The organism is Pseudomonas flavocrustae (genome assembly GCF_029872515.1).
Taxonomy (GTDB): Bacteria; Pseudomonadota; Gammaproteobacteria; order Pseudomonadales; family Pseudomonadaceae; genus Chryseomonas; species Chryseomonas aestiva.
Genome location: NZ_JAPDIQ010000004.1, coordinates 172,242 through 189,872, shown reverse-complemented (window position 1 = coordinate 189,872; position 17,631 = coordinate 172,242). Strand labels below are relative to the sequence as shown.

Genomic DNA, 17,631 nt, shown 5'->3' with positions numbered 1-17,631 from the left:
TGGCAGCGGTTGCCGATCCGTCGCCCGGCAGGGGTTCAGGGCAGCTTGCCCAGGCAGCCGCCCAGGGTGTCGGCCACGGTCTGCAGGAGCTGGGCATAGCCTTGAGCACCGACCGGGATGCCTGCGCCGAGGGGATCGAGTTCCACCAGGGTCACCGGCAGACCGCTGCTCAGGGTGGTGGCGATCCTTGGCTGAAGCGGCGGCTCGGTGAAGACGCAGGTCGGGCCGGCGGCCTTGAGTTCTTCGCGCATGGCGGCCACGTGACGGGCGCCGGGCTGGACGTCGGCGCCCAGGGCGAAGACGCCGCGATGGCTCAGGCCATAGGCTTCCTCGAAATAGTCGAACGCCTCGTGGAAGACGAAATAGGGCTTGCCGGCCAGCGGCGCCAGCTGGGTGCGCAGGCTCTGCTCCTTGGCGGCCAGTGCGCTTTCGAAGGTCTTGAGGTTAGCTGCGTAGCGTTGCGCATTGGCCGGATCGGCCTGGCTCAGGTCGGCGGCCAGCCGGGTGGCGATCACCCGGGCATTGGCGGGGCTCAGCCAGAGATGGGCATCCAGGCTGCCCGGACGATGGTCGTGGTCGTGGGCGTATTCCGGTTCGCCGCCCTGTTCATCACCGTGCGCATGCTCGTGATCGTGCTCGTGCTCATCGCCGTGATCGTCGTCATGGGCGTCCGCATGCTCTACGCCGAAGCGGCGCAGGTGCAGGCCGGGCAATTCCTGGATGGCCAGGCTGGGACCCTGGCGGTCCTTGAGCACCGCCGGCAGGAAGGTCTCCAGATCCGGGCCGATCCAGTAGACCAGGTTGGCCTCGCGCACCTGGCGCAGGTCCGAGGGCCGCAGGGCGTAATGGTGCGGCGAGGCGCCCGGCGGCAGCAGCACGGCCGGCTGGCCGGCGCCATCCTGGATGGCCGCAGCGATCAGTTGCAGGGGTTTGATGCTGGTCAGCACCTTCACCTCGGCCTGGGCGGGCAGCAGGGTGCAGGCGAGCAGCAGGGAGGCGACGAGGGGTAGGAGGCGCGGCACGTGAAAATCCCGATTCTTAAGAGAGGTGCAATATAATAACGTCCTGGCTCCCAAGGTACTGTTTCATGTCCGACGCCCCCCTGGCCTTTCGGCCCCACGATCATTCGCGCTGCGTCGCCCACGCGCTGGCCGAGGCCGACACACTCTGCAGCCGCGCCGGCGTGCGCCTCACCGACCTGCGCAAGCGGGTGCTGGAGCTGGTCTGGCAAAGCCACAAGCCGCTTGGCGCCTACGACATCCTGGCCGTGCTCAGCGAGCAGGACGGCCGCCGCGCCGCGCCGCCCACCGTCTACCGGGCGCTGGATTTCCTGGTCGAGAACGGCCTGGTGCACCGCATCGCCTCGCTCAACGCCTTCGTCGGCTGCAACCATCCCGGCGAGGCCCATCAGGGCCAGTTCCTGATCTGCCGCAGCTGTCAGGTGAGCATCGAGCTGGAACAGCCAGCGGTGCACCAGGCCATCCTCGACGGCGCCAGCGCCGTGGGCTTCCAGGTGGAAGGCCAGACCGTAGAAGTGGTCGGTCAGTGCGCCGCCTGCCGGAAGCAGGCATGAGCGAGGCGCTGATCCGGCTGCAGGATGTCGGCGTGACCTTTGCCGGCCAGGCGGTGCTCGACCAGGTCAGCCTGACCCTGGACCCCGGCCGCATCGTCACCCTCATCGGCCCCAATGGCGCCGGCAAGACCACCCTGGTGCGCAGCGTGCTCGGCCTGCTCACGCCCGATCGCGGCAGTGTCTGGCGTCGCCCGCGGCTGCGCATCGGCTACATGCCGCAGAAGCTGCAGGTGGATGCCACCCTGCCACTGTCGGTGCTGCGCTTCCTGCGCCTGGTGCCGGGCGTGAATCGCGCCAGTGCCCTGGCCGCCCTGGGTGAGGTAGGCGCAGAGGGCGTCATCGACAGTCCCCTGCAGAGCATTTCCGGCGGCGAGCTGCAGCGGGTGCTGCTGGCCCGCGCGCTGCTTCGCCAGCCCGAGCTGCTGGTGCTCGACGAGCCCGTGCAGGGCGTCGACATCAACGGCCAGAGCGAGCTGTACCGACTGATCGGCCAGTTGCGCGAGCGCCATGGCTGCGGCGTGCTGATGGTCTCCCACGACCTGCATCTGGTGATGGGCGCCACCGACCAGGTGATCTGCCTGAATCGCCACATCTGCTGCTCCGGCCATCCCGAGCAGGTCAGCGGCGATCCGGCCTATCAGGCGCTGTTCGGCCAGAGTGCGCGCAACCTCGCCATCTATCACCATCACCACGATCACGCCCACGACCTGCATGGCAGCGTGGTCAAGACCCCGCATGTCCATGGAGCCCACTGCAAGCATGGCTGATTTCCTGCTGTATGCCCTGCTCGCCGGTCTCGCCCTCGCCCTCGTCGCCGGTCCCCTCGGCTCCTTCGTGGTCTGGCGGCGCATGGCCTATTTCGGCGACACCCTGTCCCACGCCGCCCTGCTCGGGGTCGCCGTGGGCTTCCTGCTGGATGTCAGTCCGACCCTGACCGTCACCGTCGGCTGCCTGGCGCTGGCCGTGGTGCTGGTGGTGCTGCAGCGCCGCCGCGGCCTGGCCGCCGACACCCTGCTGGGCATCCTTGCCCACAGCACCCTGTCGCTGGGCCTGGTGGCGCTGTCGTTCATGCACGAGGTGCGCATCGACCTGATGAGCTACCTGTTCGGCGATCTGCTGGCGGTGGGCCCGGCCGATCTGCGCTGGATCCTTGGCGGCAGCGCCGTGGTGCTGGTGGCCCTGGCCTGCCTGTGGCGTCCGCTGCTGGCCATCACCGTGCACGAGGAGCTGGCCCAGGTCGAAGGCCTGCCGGTAACCTGGATCCGCCTGGCGCTGATGCTGCTGGTGGCCATCGTCATCGCCGTGGCCATGAAGATCGTCGGGGTGCTGCTGATCACCTCGCTGCTGATCATTCCCGCCGCCACCGCCCAGCGCCATGCCCGCAGCCCCGAGCAGATGGCCTGTGGCGCCAGCCTGCTGGGCATGGCCGCGGTCTGCCTGGGCCTGACGCTGTCCTGGTACCAGGACACCCCGGCCGGCCCCTCGGTGGTGGTGGCCGCCGCCGGGATGTTTCTGCTGGGTTACCTCCTGCCCCGCCGCGCCTAGAGACTGCTCAAAGTCTGCTACGCGTCGGCCAGCCGGCGTTGAAAATGGCTTCGGAATGCTCATTTAGCACCACTAAACTCCGCTTCCTCAGCCATTTTAGCCTTGCCTGGCTCTAGCTCGCGAAACTTTGAACGGTGTCCTAGGGCGCCCGCCAGACCGCCTGACTGACATCCACCGCCCGGGGAATCAGCCCCTGGGCCTTGAAGATGTCCGCGGTCCGCTGCTGGGTGGCGATGATCTCCGGCGTCAGCGCCGTCGCGCCATAACCGGTACGCGCCTGCCAGGTGGCGATCACCGTTTCCGGCAGCCCGATCTGGGCAGCCAGGATGCGCGTCACCTCGGGCTTGTGGGCATTGGCCCAGGCGCCCGCCTTGGCCAGTTCCGCCAGCAATAGCCGGATCGCCGCGGGATGGGCGTCGGCGAAACGGCGGGAACCCTCATAGAAGCTGTTGGCGTGCAGCAGTCCCTGGTAGTCGGCGAGCACGCGCACCGGCTGGCTCTGCTGGATGGCCGCGAGATAGGGATCCCAGACCACCCAGGCGTCCACCGAGCCGTTGACGAAGGCGGCGCGGGCATCGGCTGGCGGCAGATAGACCGGCTGGATGTCCTTGAAGCTCAGCCCGGCCTTTTCCAGGGCGGCCACCAGCAGGAAGTTGGCGCTCGAGCCCTTCTGCACCGCCACCTTCCTGCCCTTGAGGCCGGCGACGTCATGGATCGGCGAGGCGGTCGGCACCAGGATGGCCTCCACCGCCTCGCTGGCCGGTTCCGCGCTCAGGTAGACCAGGTCGATCCCGGCCGCCTGGGCGAAGATCGGCGGCGGTGAACCGGTGTAGCCGACGTCGATGCTGCCGGCGTTGAGGGCCTCCAGCAACTGGGGGCCGGCCTGGAATTCGCGCCAGCTCACCTGATAGCCCTGGGCGCCCAGGGCCTGCTCCAGAGTGCCCTGGGCCTTGAGCACCGCCAGCAGACCGCCGCCCTTCTGATAGCCAATGCGCAGGACCTGGTCGGCGGCCTGGGCCGGGGCGAGCATCCCGAGTGCCAGTAGCAGAACGGCGCCCTGCGCCAGCCAGCGTCGGAGAGGGGAGCGAAACATGGCGACCTTCCTGATATTCCATTTGGAAAGGTAAGCCTGGCCTACCTAGACCAAAATGTTTAATACGTTTCTCTGCTAAGGCTATGACCGGGCCGGGCAGAGAGAGCAGGCCAAGGTCCGATTGACGCTGACACCAGGATCGCGCCACCCTGCGCCAGCGACGGCCACCCGGGCCGTCGCCCCTCTCGGAGCCTGCCATGCCTTTTCTGATCGAGACCTTCGACAAGCCGGACAGCCTGGCCCTGCGCCAGCAGCATCGCCCGGCCCACCTGGATTTCCTGCGCGAGAACGCCGCGGCCCTGCTGGCCTGCGGCGCCAAGCTCAGTGACGATGGCGAGACCGCCAGCGGCAGCGTCTACATCGTCGATGTGGAAACCCGCGCCGAGGCGGAAGCCTTCATCGCCCGCGATCCCTTCACCAGCGCCGGTCTGCCGGGTGAGGTGCGCATCTCCCGCTGGCGCAAGGCGATTCTGGACGGCAAGGCGTTCGTCTGAAGATCGAACCGGCGGCCGATACGGCCGCCGTGCTTACGCCATCTGGCTTAAGAAAGCCTTAAAACTGGCACAATGCCACCTTAATCAACGCCGTTCGCAGCCGTTGCAAGTTCACACTTCCAGGAATCGATTCACAGAAAAGTGATGCAGCGCAAGAAAAGCCGGACTTTTCCCGTCCTTACCGCAAGGAAGCTAACGAACTAGCCTAAGCTCACCGGGCTCAGATGATCTGATGCGCCGACATCCTTTCCCACTCCCGTGGAAACGCTGTCTCGCTTAGCTAGTACAGAGGACTCAGCATGACCAAGACCACGCCTGAAAAGGATCTGCGCATCGAGACGATTCGCGGACTGGCGCTGTTTCTGATGGTAGCGGGCCATGTCATCGGCAGTTCGTCGACCCTGGGCATGAAGGTGCCCGACGAATCGGTGCTGCGCTATCTCTACGATTCCCTCGTCTATGTCCGGATGCCGCTGTTCACCGCCATCTCCGGCTACGTCTACGCGCTGCGCCCGGTGAATACCGGCAGCGACCTGTCGCGCTTCTACCAGGGCAAGTTCAAACGCATCGGCATTCCCCTGCTGGTGGTGTCCACGCTGTTCTTCGCCTTGCAGATGGCGGTGCCCAACACCAACTACAAGCCGCAGCTGACCGATATCTTCAGCATCTACTTCTTCAGCTACGCGCACTTCTGGTTCCTGCAGTCGATCTTCTGCATCTTCGTGGTGATCGCCCTGCTGGAGAAGGCCGGGCTGCTGCTGACCTTGCGCAACTTCGGCCTGGTGTTCGCCGTGGCCCTGGCGGCGTCCTTCGCCTGGGAGAGCTTCCCGGACCTGTTCAGCCTCTACAAGGCGGTGCAGCTGTTCCCCTTCTTCCTGCTGGGGCTGGGTCTCTACCGCTTCGGCGCGCAGCTCATCACCCAACGCAATGTCGTGACCATGGCCGTGGCCCTGGTGATCCTGGTGGCGATCGACCAGGCCTACCTGTTCGAGCTGGTCGATCTCGACGAAGGCGACATGGCCGTGGTGGGCACTGCCCTGGGCCTCGCCGCCATCAGCCTGCTGATCGCCCGCCGCTTCTATTTCAAGCCGCTGGCCTGGCTGGGCTACTTCTCCTTCGAGATCTACCTGTTCCACGTCTTCGGCACCGCCGGTGCGCGCATCGTGCTGAACAAGCTGCAGGTGCACGACGTCTGGGTGGTCTTTACCGTCAGCATGGTCATGGGCCTGTTCCTGCCGGTGGCGCTCAAGCTGGTGCTGGAACGGATCAGTCCGCTGCACTTCCTCAGCGTGGCCTTCTTCGGCGCCAAGACGCGGGTCAACCGCGCCACGCCGCCGCTGCAGAAGAAAGCCGCCGCCTAGGCCGAGCGGCCATGAAAAAAACCCACGCCAAGGCGTGGGTTTTTTATTATCGGCACATCACTCGACGCTGAGGACGACGCGGCCCCGGGTTGGGCACTGCTCCATGCAGCGGTGGGCCTCGACGAACTGCTCGAAGGGAAAGACCTGCTTGATCTGCGCCTTGAGCAGGCGATCGCGGGTCAGTTGGTCGATGTGCTGCAGGGCTTCGCGCACCGCAGCGCAATCGGCTTCCAGGCCCATCTCCGGCTGGCCGGTGAAGTCCTGCACGCAGTGGATGTAGAGCTTGAATTTCTTCTTGAAGGCCGCGCAGGCCGGCAGCGGGGTCTGGTTGCCCCCGTTGAGGCCGTAGAGCAGCAGCCGGCCGCGGGGCGCCATGGCCTCGCCGAGCAGCGCCAGTTGCGGACCGCCCAGGGCATCCAGGGCGACGTGCACGCCGACGCCGTCGGTGATGCTGGCGATGCGGCTGACCAGATCCTCTTCCTCGGCGGCGATGACCCTTTCCGCACCCAGCTCCCGCAGGTAGTCACGGTCGCCGGCATCGTGGGTACTGGCGATGACCCGGGCACCCAGGGCCTTGGCCAGCTGGATGGAGGCCGGGCCGCAGCAGCGACTGGCATCGGTGATCAGCACCCATTCGCCCGGTTGCAGCCGGGCCTGGTGCATCAGCGCGGTGTAGACGGTGAGCAGCGGGTTGTAGTGCACCGCGGCTTCCACCGGGGTGAGCACGTCCGGGTAGCGCACCAGGGAGGTGGCCGGATAGACCAGGTCGTCGCCATAGGCCGGGTAGCGATTGATGTCGTGCCCCAGGAAGCTGGCCACGCGATCGCCCACCGCCAGGTCGGCCACGCCCTCGCCCAGGGCGGTGACCACCCCGGCCAGCTCGCAGCCGAGACCGGCCGGCGGCACGGCCTGCTCGGGCGCCAGATTCTGCCGCCAGAGCACGTCGTACCAGCTCACGCCGATGGCTTGGACCCGCACCAGCACCTCGCCGGGACCCGCCACGGGCGTGGGTCGGTCGATGCAGGCGAGCACCTCCGGCGGGCCGAATTCAGTGAACTGGATCAGGCGGGACATGGCATTACCTCGCGTTGATGCCAACCCCGGGACGTTTGCCGAGGCGGACTGCTATGACTAGGACTCTAACCAGCCTTCCCTTAGGATTCTATGCATCCCCATCGATAATGGACATCGGGGGTATCGATCCACTCCCTGCCGGGGCCTGAATGAACCGTACCGATCTGCGTCGCGTCGACCTCAACCTGCTCATCGTGTTCGAGACCCTGATGCTCGAGCGCAGCGTCACCCGTGCCGCGGAAAAGCTGTTCCTCGGCCAGCCGGCGATCAGCGCCGCCCTGGCGCGGCTGCGCACCCTGTTCGACGATCCGCTGTTCGTCCGCACCGGGCGCAGCATGGAACCCACCCCGCGGGCCCAGGAGATCGCCGCCCTGCTGTCGCCGGCACTGGACCAGATCTCCAGCGCGGTGAGCCGCACCCAGAGTTTCGAGCCGGCCAGCGCCGACCGGGTATTTCGCGTCGGCCTGTCCGACGACGTCGAATTCGCCCTGCTGCCGCCGCTGCTCAGGCGCATCCGCATCGAGGCACCCGGCACCACCCTGGTGGTGCGGCGGATGAATTACCTGACCGCCGCCGGCATGCTGGCCTCCGGCGAGATCACCGTGGCGGTGGGCTATACCGAGGAATTGCCGGCCAATGCCAAGCGCCGGCCGGTGCGCCGCTTCGGCTTCAAGGTGCTGCGCGCCGACAGCAAGCCCGGGCGCCTGACCCTGGACGAATACTGCGCCCGCCCCCATGCTCTGGTGTCCTATGCCGGCGATCTCACCGGCTATATCGACGAGTTGCTCGACAAGCTCGGTCGCCAGCGCCGGGTGGTGCTGGCGGTGCCCCAGTTCAATGGCCTGGGGTCGCTGCTGGCGGAAACCGATCTGCTGGTGATGGTGCCGGACTACACCGCGCGCCTGCTGGCCAGCACCGGTGGTCTGAGGTACGAAGACCCGCCGGAAGAGCTGCGCGACGGCAGCCATGAATTGCCCATGGCCTGGAGCGGCGCCCAGGATCACGACCCCGGCGAACGCTGGCTGAGGTCGCGCATCCAGATGTTCATTGGCGATCCGGACAGTCTTTGAGACACGGACCCTGCGCTCGATCCGGCAGAACGGCTCAACAACGGCCCTTTTCAGCAAGGGCCATCACCGCCAGCGATACCTACGGCAAAACCATCACCGTCATCGATAAATAAGTTCGAGCCCTTCGATTCGTCGTCGCCCTTCCCCGGCGGCAGACTCGCCTCCCTGACCTCTTTCCACCTCGGGCGGACTCGAACATGGATCTCTTCGCGAAAACCCTCGGCCCCCTGGCCCTGACCTCAACCCTGTTCCTTGCCGCCTGCGGCGATTCCCATCCCCAGGCCAGCGCCGCGCCGCCCGCGCCCAAGGTAAGCGCCGCAGAGGTGCTGCGTCAGCCGGTGGTGGAATGGGACGAGGTGACCGGCCGCCTGGAAGCGCCCGAGTCCGTGGTGGTGCGTCCGCGCGTTTCCGGCTACGTCGACCGCGTGCTCTTCCACGAGGGTGCCCGGGTCAAGCGTGGCGACTTGCTGCTGCAGATCGATCCGCGCCCCTTCCAGGCCGAGGTCAAGCGCCTCGAAGCCGAGCTGCAACAGGCCCGCGCCAGCGCCAGTCGCACCGCCGACGAAGCCGCCCGCGGCGAACGCCTGCGCAGCAGCAACGCCATCTCCGCGGAAATCGTCGAGGCTCGCCGCAGCGCCGCCCAAGAAGCCAAGGCCAGCGTCGCCGCCGCCCAGGCACAACTGGATGCCGCGCGCCTGAATCTGGGCTTCACCGAGGTCCGCGCCGCCATCGACGGGCGCGTCGGCCGCGCCGAGGTGACCGCCGGCAACCTGGTCAACGCCGGCGACACCCGCCTCACCACCCTGGTCTCCACCGACAAGGTCTATGCCTATTTCGACGCCGACGAGCGTGTCTTCCTCAAGCAGCAGGCCCTGGCCCGCCAGGGTCAGCGCGGTACGGCCAGCCCGGTCTACATGGCGCTGTCCAACGAGGACGACTTCTCCCATGAAGGCCACATGGACTTCATGGACAACCAGCTCGATCCGCGCACCGGCACCATCCATGGTCGCGCCGTGTTCGACAACGCCGACGGTCGCTTCACCCCGGGGCTCTATGCCCGGCTGCGCCTGGTGGGCAGCGGCACCTACGACGGTACCCTGATCCAGGACGCCGCCGTGGGCACCGACCTGGGCAAGAAATTCGTGCTGGTGGTGGATGGCCAGAGCAAGACGGCCTATCGCACCGTCGACCTGGGTCCGCGCCTGGAAGGCCTGCGCATCGTGCGCAAGGGGCTGGAAGCCGGCGATCGCATCGTGGTCAACGGCCTGCAGCGGGTGCGCCCGGGCATGACCGTCGACGCCCAGTCGGTGCCCATGGCCGATGCCACCACCCTGGCTGCTCTCAAGCGCCAGCGCGACGCGGTCCTCGCCAGCCTGCCGGCACCTACCCAGCCGCTCAAGGTAGGTAGCCGCTAGACCCCAGGCTCCACCCCGTCCCGTTTCAGACTTTCTCCCGTCCAGGCATCGCGGTATCGCGGTCATGGACCGCTCCCACGATGGCGTCCGTGCCTGTAGGAGCGGCCCATGGCCGGGATGGCTGCGCCTCTGCACGCCTTTCGCTCAAGGACTGCTCCGATGAACTTCTCCCAGTTCTTCATCCGCCGGCCGATCTTCGCCGCCGTGCTCTCGCTGATCATCCTGATCGGCGGGGCCATCTCGCTGTTCCAGCTGCCGATCAGCGAATACCCCGAGGTGGTCCCGCCCACCGTGGTGGTGCGCGCCACCTTTCCCGGCGCCAACCCCAAGGTGATCGGCGAGACCGTCGCCGCGCCCCTGGAGCAGGCCATGAACGGCGTGGAGCACATGCTCTACCTGTCGTCCCAGTCCACCGCCGACGGCAAGCTGACCCTGACCATCACCTTCGCCCTGGGCACCAACCTGGATACCGCCCAGGTGCAGGTGCAGAATCGCGTCACCCGCACCCTGCCCAAGCTGCCGGAAGAGGTGCAGCGCCTCGGCGTGACCGCCGACAAGGCCTCGCCGGACCTGGCGATGGTCGTGCACCTGACCTCGCCGGATCAGCGCTACGACATGCTCTATCTGTCCAACTACGCCCTGATCAACGTCAAGGACGAACTGGCGCGACTGGACGGCGTGGGCGATGTCCAGCTGTTCGGCATGGGCGACTATTCCCTGCGCGTCTGGCTCGATCCGGACAAGGTCGCCTCGCGCGGCCTGACCGCCAGCGACGTGGTCACCGCCATCCGCGAGCAGAATCGCCAGGTCGCCGCCGGTGCCCTCGGCGCGCCGCCGGCCCCCGGCAGCACCAGCTTCCAGCTGGCCATCAACACCCAGGGCCGCCTGGTGGATGAGGAGGAATTCGCCAACATCATCGTGCGCGCCGGCAGCGACGGCCAGATCACCCGGCTGCGCGACATCGCCCGCATCGAACTGGGCTCCAACCAGTACGCCCTGAGATCCCTGCTGAACAACCAGCCGGCGGTGGCCATCCCGATCTTCCAGCGCCCCGGCAGCAATGCCATCGACCTGTCCAACCAGGTGCGCGCCAAGATGGCCGAGCTCAAGCAGGGCTTCCCCCAGGGCATGGACTACGAGATCGTCTACGACCCGACCATCTTCGTGCGCGGCTCCATCGAGGCCGTGGTGCACACCCTGTTCGAAGCCATCATCCTGGTGGTGCTGGTGGTGATCCTGTTCCTGCAGACCTGGCGCGCCTCGATCATTCCGCTGGCGGCGGTGCCGGTGTCACTGATCGGCACCTTCGCGGTGATGCACGCCTTCGGCTTCTCGCTCAATGCGCTGTCGCTGTTCGGCCTGGTGCTGGCCATCGGCATCGTGGTGGACGACGCCATCGTGGTGGTGGAAAACGTCGAACGGAACATCGGCCTCGGCCTCGATCCGGTGGCCGCCACCCGGCGCGCCATGGGCGAGGTGACCGGGCCCATCATCGCCACCGCCCTGGTGCTCTGCGCGGTGTTCGTGCCGACCGCCTTCATCTCCGGTCTCACCGGGCAGTTCTATCGCCAGTTCGCCCTGACCATCGCCATCTCCACGGTGATCTCGGCCTTCAACTCCCTGACCCTGTCGCCGGCCCTGGCCGCGGTGCTGCTCAAGGGCCACGACGCGCCCAAGGACCGCTTCTCGCGCCTGCTCGACCGGCTGTTCGGTGGCTGGCTGTTCGCCCCCTTCAACCGCTTCTTCGAAAAAGCCAGCCACGGCTACGTCGGCGCCGTGCGCCGGGTGCTGCGCGGTGGCTCCATCGTGTTGGTGCTCTATGTGATCCTCCTGGGCCTGACCGGCCTGGGGCTGGTGAAGACGCCGACCGGCTTCGTGCCGCCCCAGGACAAGCAGTACCTGGTGGCCTTCGCCCAGCTGCCCGACGCCGCCACCCTGGATCGCAGCGAAGAGGTCATCCGCCGCATGTCGGCCATCGCCCTCAAGCATCCGGGCGTGGAAAGCACCGTGGCCTTCCCGGGCCTGTCCATCAACGGCTTCACCAACAGCCCCAACAGCGGCATCGTCTTCGTGACCCTCAAGCCCTTCGAGGAGCGCCGTGATCCCTCGCTGTCGGCTGGCGCCATCGCCGCCCAGCTGAACGGCGAATTCGCCGCCATCCAGGAATCCATCATCGCCATCTTCCCGCCGCCACCGGTGCAGGGGCTGGGCAGCATCGGCGGCTTCCGCCTGCAGGTGGAGGACCGCGGCAACCTGGGCTACGAAGAGCTCTACGCCCAGACCCAGAGCGTGCTGGCCAAGGCGCGGCAGCTGCCGGAGCTGGCGCCGGAGTCGCTGTTCACCAGCTACCAGGTCAACGTGCCGCAGATCGATGCCCACATCGATCGCGAGAAGGCCAAGACCCACGGCGTGCCCATCGACGCCATCTTCGACACCCTGCAGGCCTATCTGGGCTCGGTCTACGCCAATGACTTCAACCGCTTCGGCCGTACCTTCCAGGTCAACGTCCAGGCCGACCAGCGCTTCCGCCTGGAGCCCGAGCAGATCGGCCAGCTCAAGGTGCGCAACGACCGCGGCGAGATGGTGCCCCTGTCCACCTTCGTCAAGATCAGCGACACCGCCGGCCCCGATCGGGTGATGCACTACAACGGCTTCCTGACCGCCGAGATCAACGGCGCGCCGGCCCCGGGCTACAGCTCCGGCCAGGCCCAGGCGGCCATCGAGGGGCTGCTCAGGCAGGAGCTGCCCAACGGCATGACCTTCGAATGGACCGAGCTGACCTACCAGCAGATCCTCTCCGGCAATACCGCCCTGCTGGTGTTCCCGCTCTGCGTGCTGCTGGCCTTCCTGGTGCTGGCCGCCCAGTACGAGAGCTGGAGTCTGCCGCTGGCGGTGATCCTGATCGTGCCCATGACCCTGCTCTCGGCCATCACCGGGGTGATCCTGGCCGGCAGCGACAACAACATCTTCACCCAGATCGGCCTGATCGTATTGGTGGGCCTGGCGTGCAAGAACGCCATCCTCATCGTCGAGTTCGCCAAGGACCAGCAGGCCACCGGCAAGGACCGCGTCGCCGCGGTGCTGGAGGCCTGCCGCCTGCGCCTGAGACCCATCCTGATGACCAGCTTCGCCTTCATCATGGGCGTGGTGCCCCTGGTGACCTCGACCGGTGCCGGCGCCGAGATGCGCCATGCCATGGGCGTCGCGGTGTTCTCCGGGATGCTCGGGGTGACCTTCTTCGGCCTGCTGCTCACGCCACTGTTCTATGTGCTGGTACGCGCCTTCGTGGAGCGTCGCCAGGCCCGCTCCGCCGTTGCCCAGGAGGCCCAGGCATGAAGGCTTTCGCTCCCCTGCTGCTGGCGCTGGCGGTCTCCGCCTGCGCCGTCGGTCCGCACTACCAGGCGCCCGAGCAGGCGCCCGCGCAACTCAAGGCCAGCCAGCAGCCCGCGGTCTATGACCAGGGTCGCTTCGAGACGCTCTGGTGGCGCCAGTTCGAGGACCCGACCCTCAACGCTCTGGTCGCCAGCAGCCTGGACGGCAACCGCGAATTGCGCGCGGCCTTCGCCCGGCTGCGTGCCGCCCGCGCCCTGCGCGACGACGACGCCAACGATCTCTATCCCACGGTCACCAGTCGCGCCAGCAGCCAGCTCGGCAAGGCCCAGCAGCCCGGCTTCACCGAACAGCGGGTCAACAGCGACCGCTATGACCTGGGCCTGGACATGGCCTGGGAGCTGGACCTGTTCGGTCGCGTCCGCCATACCCTGGAAGCCAGCGATGCCCGCGCCGAAGCCGCGGCCTCCGACCTCGCCGGCCTGCAGGTCAGCCTGATCGCCGAACTGGTGGACGCCTATGGCGACCTGCGCGGCGCCCAACTGCGCGAACGCATCGCCCGTGACAACCTGGGCAATCAGCGCGAGGCGCGCCGCCTGACCGTGACCCTGAGGGACGAAGGCATGGGCAGCGACCTGGACGTGCAGCGCAGCGAGGCACGCCTGGCCGCCACCGAAGCCAGCCTGCCGGAATTCCAGGCTCAGGCCACCCGCGCGCGCAATCGCATCGCCACCCTGCTCGGCCAGCGTCCCGATGCGCTGAGCGTGGATCTCGCGCCCAAGGCCCTGCCGGCCATCGTCAAGCGCCTGCCCATCGGCGATCCCGGCGAGCTGCTGCGCCGCCGGCCGGACGTGGCGGCCGCCGAACGCCGGCTGGCCGCCGCCACCGCCGACGTTGGCGTGGCCACCGCCGACCTCTTCCCGCGGGTCAGTCTCTCGGGCTTTCTCGGCTTTACCGCCGGACGCGGCTCGCAGATCGGCAGCAGTGCCGCCCGCGCCTGGGGCCTTGGCCCGAGCATCAGCTGGGCGGCCTTCGACCTGGGCAGCGTCCGCGCCCGCTTGCGCGGCGCCCGCGCCGGCTCCGACGAGGCCCTGGCCAACTACGAGCAGCAGGTGCTGACCGCCCTGGAAGAGAGTGCCAACGCCTTTAGCGACTATGGCCGTCGCCAGGAGCGCCTGCAGGCGCTGATCCGCCAGTCGGTGGCCAGCCGCGCCGCCGCCGACCAGGCCGAGATCCGCTACCGCGAGGGGGGTACCGACTTCCTGGTGCTGCTCGACGCCCAGCGCGAACGCCTGGCCGCCGAAGACCAGCAGGCCCAGGGCGAAATCGAGCTCTATCGCGGCATCGTCGCCCTCTACAAGGCCCTGGGTGGCGGCTGGGACGTGCAACCCACCCGTCTCGCCCAGGGCAACGCTTCCCCCGCGCCGGCGCGCTAACCGCCGGCGCTTACCCCCGACTCGCGTGTTCTCTTGCTCCTTTGGCGTGTCGGGTTTTTTCTTCCGCTACCCGGTGCGGTGCCTTGGGCACCGCACCGGGTAGCCCTCCTCCGCACAGATCTGAGCAAAAGCCCGTCCCAGAGGTCTCAGTGAGACCCGAACAGCGCCCGTCGGGCGTTTGCGTCCTGTGCTGGACGCTGCCTGGCTGTTTCCTAATATTTTGTAAGGGAGACGGGGCTAGGATTTTGTGGTCTCTCTTTTATTATCACCTTAGGTTATTAAACCTCCTGTTCTTGTACGAAACTCGAACATCGATTTCTGCGCCTTTCGCCATTCAGGCGATCGCTGCGTGAAGGGATCGAATGCCGCTCGAGGTCTGAGGGAGCCCCATCTACCAACCGCCGTGAGGCGGCTCAGCTAAAGGATGCAGGCATGGTATTGGCGCTGATCATCGCGTTGCCCTTCCTGGGAACACTGCTGTCGCTGGCGACTGATCGCTTCGGCCGGCGCGCCTGCGCCCTGGGCACCGCCGTGGCCCCCGCCCTGGCCCTGGCCCTGCTGGCCACGCAGCTGCCCGCGGTCCTGGACGGCGCCGTGCTGCTGCACCGGGTCGACTGGTTACCGGCGCTGGGGTTGAATCTCAGCCTGCGCCTGGACGGCCTGGGGCTGATGTTCGCGCTGATGATCCTGGTCATCGGCCTGCTGGTGATCCTCTATGCCACCTATTACCTGAGCAAGGATGAAAAGGTCGGGCGCTTCTTCGCCTACCTGCTCTTGTTCATGGGCGCCATGCTGGGCGTGGTGCTGGCGGAGAATCTGCTGCTGCTGATGGTGTTCTGGGAGCTGACCAGCCTGTCGTCCTTCCTCTTGATCGGCTTCTGGAGCCACAGCAAGGAAGCCCGCCAGGGCGCGCGCATGGCGCTGACCGTCACCGGCGGCGGCGGCCTGGCCCTGCTCGCCGGCATCCTCCTGCTCGGCCATATCGTCGGCAGCTTCGAGCTCACCGACGTCCTCGCCGCCGGCCCGCTGATCACCGGCCATGCCCTCTATCCGCTGGCGCTGATCCTGGTGCTGATCGGTGTCTTCACCAAGTCCGCACAATTCCCCTTCCACTTCTGGCTGCCCCAGGCCATGGCCGCGCCGACGCCGGTCTCGGCCTACCTGCACTCGGCGACCATGGTCAAGGCCGGAGTCTTCCTGCTGGCGCGGCTCTATCCGGCACTGGCCGATTCGGAATGGTGGTTCTACATCGTCACCCTCACCGGCCTCACCACCCTGGTGGTGGGCGCCATCCTGGCGCTGTTCCAGCACGACCTTAAAGGCCTGCTGGCCTACTCCACCATCAGCCACCTGGGCCTGATCACCCTGCTGTTCGGCCTCGACACCCAGCTGTCCACCGTGGCGGCGGTGTTCCACATCCTCAACCACGCCACCTTCAAGGCCTCGCTGTTCATGGCCGCCGGCATCATCGACCACGAGACCGGCAGCCGCGACATGCGCCGCCTGGCCGGACTCTGGCGCTACATGCCGCACACCGCGGTGCTGGCCATGGTCGCCGCCGCGGCCATGGGCGGGGTGCCGCTGCTCAACGGCTTCCTGAGCAAGGAGATGTTCTTCAACGAGACCCTCAACCACGGCCTGTTCGGCAGCTTCAGCTGGATCGTGCCGGCGGTGGCGGTGCTCTACGGGGTCTTCTCGGTGGCCTATTCGCTGCGCTTCATCCACGACGTCTTCTTCAACGGCGAACCGCGCGACCTGCCTCACTATCCGCCCCACGAACCGCCGCGCTACATGAAGATCCCGGTGGAGATCCTGGTGCTGCTCTGCCTGCTGGTGGGCGTGGTGCCGGGCTACACCGTGGCGCCGCTGCTGGCCGCCGGGGCCAGCGCCGCCCTCGGCGGCAGTCTGCCCGACTACAGCCTGTCCATCTGGCACGGCTTCAACACCGCCCTGGTGATGAGCCTTGTCGCCATGGTCGGCGGCGTGCTGGTCTATGCCTTCCGCCAGCCGCTGTTCCGCTGGCAGCAGGGCCTGCCCGACATCGATGCCCTCCAGGTCTTCGAGAAGAGCATGAGTCGGCTGACTGGCTTCGCCCAACGCCTGACCCTCGGCCTGGAAAGCGGCTCGCTGCAGGGCTATATCGCGCTGATGCTGGCTGCCACCCTGGTGCTGCTGGTGGCGGCGCTGTCCGGCCTGGACAGCCTTCACGGCCCGGTGGCCCTGTCGCCCTTCGATCCGCTCACCGCCCTGGGCCTGGGCATCCTGATGCTGACCGCGGTGCTGACGGTGTTCTTCCACCGCAATAGACTCAAGGCGCTGATGACCCTGAGCACCGTGGGGCTGATCGTCTCGCTGCTGTTCGCCCGCTATTCGGCGCCCGACCTGGCGCTGACCCAGTTGTCGGTGGAGGTGGTGACCATCATCCTGCTGGTGCTGGCGCTGTTCTTCATGCCCGATCGCACCCCCATCGAATCCAGCAGCCTGCGCGGCCTGCGCGACGTCCTGCTGGCCGGCGGCCTGGGGCTGCTGGTGGCGCTGCTGGCCTATGCCGTGCTCACCCGGCCCTATACCGACATTGGCGACTTCTTCCTGGCCAATTCGGTGTCCGGTGGCGGTGGCTACAACGTGGTCAACGTCATCCTGGTGGACTTCCGCGGCTTCGACACCCTCGGCGAGATCACCGTGCTGGCCATCGCCGCGGCGGGCGTCTATGGCCTGCTCAAGCACCTGCACCTGCCGCATCCGCTGGTCGACCCCAAGGGCACGCCCTGGTCGCGCGACAGCCATCCGATGATCCTCAACAACGTGGCCCGGGTGCTGCTGCCGCTGGCGCTGCTGGTATCGGCCTTCATCTTCGTGCGTGGCCACAACCTGCCGGGTGGCGGCTTCATCGCCGGCCTGATCACCGCCATCGCTCTGATCCTGCAGTACGTGGCCCATGGCGTGACCTGGACCCAGCGCCGCCTGCCGATCAGCTACCACGCCCTCTGCGGCCTCGGGGTGCTGATCGCCGCCCTCACCGGGTTGGGCTCGCTGGCGTTCGGCCGGCCCTTCCTGACCACCGCCTTCGACTACTTCGCCATCCCCCTGATCGGCAAGACCGAACTGGCCACCGCGCTGATCTTCGATCTCGGGGTCTACCTCGCCGTCGTCGGCGCCACCCTCCTGATCCTCTCCAACCTGGGCCACGTCAGCCGGGACGAAAAGGACACGGACGGTTCCAGCCAGGAGGTGCTCTAG

General features: G+C 67.3%; 13 protein-coding genes. 10 read left to right on the top strand and 3 right to left on the bottom strand.

From position 1 onward, the window contains the following. Nucleotides 1-35 precede the first annotated feature (35 nt). A complete protein-coding gene (gene znuA / locus OMP44_RS11395; protein ID WP_280308164.1) occupies nt 36-1,022 on the bottom strand; it encodes a zinc ABC transporter substrate-binding protein ZnuA in 987 nt (328 codons plus the stop codon). 65 nt (nt 1,023-1,087) lie between these two features. Here znuA and OMP44_RS11390 point away from each other — a divergent pair, with 65 nt between their 5' ends. The 3 genes from OMP44_RS11390 to znuB are packed head-to-tail and all read left to right on the top strand — an operon-like array spanning nt 1,088 to nt 3,118. After that, the gene (locus tag OMP44_RS11390) at nt 1,088-1,573 is read left to right on the top strand and encodes a Fur family transcriptional regulator (RefSeq protein WP_133860004.1); all 486 of its coding nucleotides are present in this window, start codon (nt 1,088-1,090) and stop codon (nt 1,571-1,573) included. Next, nucleotides 1,570-2,340 carry a zinc ABC transporter ATP-binding protein ZnuC gene (znuC, locus tag OMP44_RS11385; protein ID WP_280308160.1) on the top strand — a complete coding sequence of 257 codons (771 nt, stop codon included), beginning with the start codon at nt 1,570-1,572 and terminating at the stop codon, nt 2,338-2,340. Before OMP44_RS11390 ends, znuC begins: the two co-directional genes overlap by 4 nt. Further along, nucleotides 2,333-3,118, top strand: coding sequence for a zinc ABC transporter permease subunit ZnuB (gene znuB, locus OMP44_RS11380; RefSeq protein WP_133860006.1), 786 nt, complete (start codon nt 2,333-2,335; stop codon nt 3,116-3,118). Before znuC ends, znuB begins: the two co-directional genes overlap by 8 nt. A 139-nt stretch (nt 3,119-3,257) precedes the next feature. Here znuB and OMP44_RS11375 read toward each other — a convergent pair whose 3' ends face one another. After that, nucleotides 3,258-4,211, bottom strand: a complete 954-nt coding sequence (locus OMP44_RS11375) for an aliphatic sulfonate ABC transporter substrate-binding protein (RefSeq protein WP_280308157.1) — start codon at nt 4,209-4,211, stop codon at nt 3,258-3,260. A gap of 197 nt (nt 4,212-4,408) precedes the next feature. Here OMP44_RS11375 and OMP44_RS11370 point away from each other — a divergent pair, with 197 nt between their 5' ends. Beyond that, a complete protein-coding gene (locus OMP44_RS11370) occupies nt 4,409-4,705 on the top strand; it encodes a YciI family protein (protein WP_187980587.1) in 297 nt (98 codons plus the stop codon). Between the two features lie 299 nt (nt 4,706-5,004). Beyond that, nucleotides 5,005-6,066 (top strand): acyltransferase family protein, encoded by a 1,062-nt coding sequence (locus tag OMP44_RS11365; protein ID WP_133860008.1) that lies wholly within the window; start codon nt 5,005-5,007, stop codon nt 6,064-6,066. Nucleotides 6,067-6,123: 57 nt separating this feature from the next. On the opposite strand, the gene OMP44_RS11360 is transcribed toward OMP44_RS11365, so the two are convergent. Beyond that, nucleotides 6,124-7,140, bottom strand: a complete 1,017-nt coding sequence (locus OMP44_RS11360) for a zinc-dependent alcohol dehydrogenase family protein (RefSeq protein WP_187980588.1) — start codon at nt 7,138-7,140, stop codon at nt 6,124-6,126. A gap of 149 nt (nt 7,141-7,289) precedes the next feature. On the opposite strand from OMP44_RS11360, the gene OMP44_RS11355 reads away from it, so the two are divergent. The 5 genes from OMP44_RS11355 (at nt 7,290) to OMP44_RS11335 (ending at nt 17,631) form a co-directional block, all read left to right on the top strand. Then, nucleotides 7,290-8,210 (top strand): LysR family transcriptional regulator, encoded by a 921-nt coding sequence (locus OMP44_RS11355; RefSeq protein WP_027597405.1) that lies wholly within the window; start codon nt 7,290-7,292, stop codon nt 8,208-8,210. Nucleotides 8,211-8,407: 197 nt separating this feature from the next. Next, nucleotides 8,408-9,625 (top strand): efflux RND transporter periplasmic adaptor subunit, encoded by a 1,218-nt coding sequence (locus OMP44_RS11350; protein WP_133860010.1) that lies wholly within the window; start codon nt 8,408-8,410, stop codon nt 9,623-9,625. A gap of 159 nt (nt 9,626-9,784) precedes the next feature. Beyond that, a complete protein-coding gene (locus tag OMP44_RS11345) occupies nt 9,785-12,961 on the top strand; it encodes an efflux RND transporter permease subunit (protein WP_273862437.1) in 3,177 nt (1,058 codons plus the stop codon). Next, nucleotides 12,958-14,391 (top strand): TolC family protein, encoded by a 1,434-nt coding sequence (locus OMP44_RS11340; protein ID WP_280308150.1) that lies wholly within the window; start codon nt 12,958-12,960, stop codon nt 14,389-14,391. The genes OMP44_RS11345 and OMP44_RS11340 overlap by 4 nt, the downstream gene beginning before the upstream one ends. A gap of 432 nt (nt 14,392-14,823) precedes the next feature. Then, nucleotides 14,824-17,631: a monovalent cation/H+ antiporter subunit A gene (locus OMP44_RS11335; protein WP_280308147.1), complete on the top strand. Its 2,808-nt coding sequence runs from the start codon at nt 14,824-14,826 to the stop codon at nt 17,629-17,631.

Bases quoted from the DNA above. Each gene is read 5' to 3' on its own strand.
- OMP44_RS11340 (WP_280308150.1), top strand. From the start codon at position 12,958: ATGAAGGCTTTCGCTCCCCTGCTGCTGGCGCTGGCGGTCTCCGCCTGC.
- OMP44_RS11390 (WP_133860004.1), top strand. From the start codon at position 1,088: ATGTCCGACGCCCCCCTGGCCTTTCGGCCCCACGATCATTCGCGCTGC.
- OMP44_RS11365 (WP_133860008.1), top strand. From the start codon at position 5,005: ATGACCAAGACCACGCCTGAAAAGGATCTGCGCATCGAGACGATTCGC.
- OMP44_RS11355 (WP_027597405.1), top strand. From the start codon at position 7,290: ATGAACCGTACCGATCTGCGTCGCGTCGACCTCAACCTGCTCATCGTG.
- OMP44_RS11335 (WP_280308147.1), top strand. From the start codon at position 14,824: ATGGTATTGGCGCTGATCATCGCGTTGCCCTTCCTGGGAACACTGCTG.
- znuC (WP_280308160.1), top strand. From the start codon at position 1,570: ATGAGCGAGGCGCTGATCCGGCTGCAGGATGTCGGCGTGACCTTTGCC.
- OMP44_RS11375 (WP_280308157.1), bottom strand. From the start codon at position 4,211: ATGTTTCGCTCCCCTCTCCGACGCTGGCTGGCGCAGGGCGCCGTTCTG.
- OMP44_RS11350 (WP_133860010.1), top strand. From the start codon at position 8,408: ATGGATCTCTTCGCGAAAACCCTCGGCCCCCTGGCCCTGACCTCAACC.
- OMP44_RS11360 (WP_187980588.1), bottom strand. From the start codon at position 7,140: ATGTCCCGCCTGATCCAGTTCACTGAATTCGGCCCGCCGGAGGTGCTC.
- OMP44_RS11345 (WP_273862437.1), top strand. From the start codon at position 9,785: ATGAACTTCTCCCAGTTCTTCATCCGCCGGCCGATCTTCGCCGCCGTG.
- OMP44_RS11370 (WP_187980587.1), top strand. From the start codon at position 4,409: ATGCCTTTTCTGATCGAGACCTTCGACAAGCCGGACAGCCTGGCCCTG.
- znuB (WP_133860006.1), top strand. From the start codon at position 2,333: ATGGCTGATTTCCTGCTGTATGCCCTGCTCGCCGGTCTCGCCCTCGCC.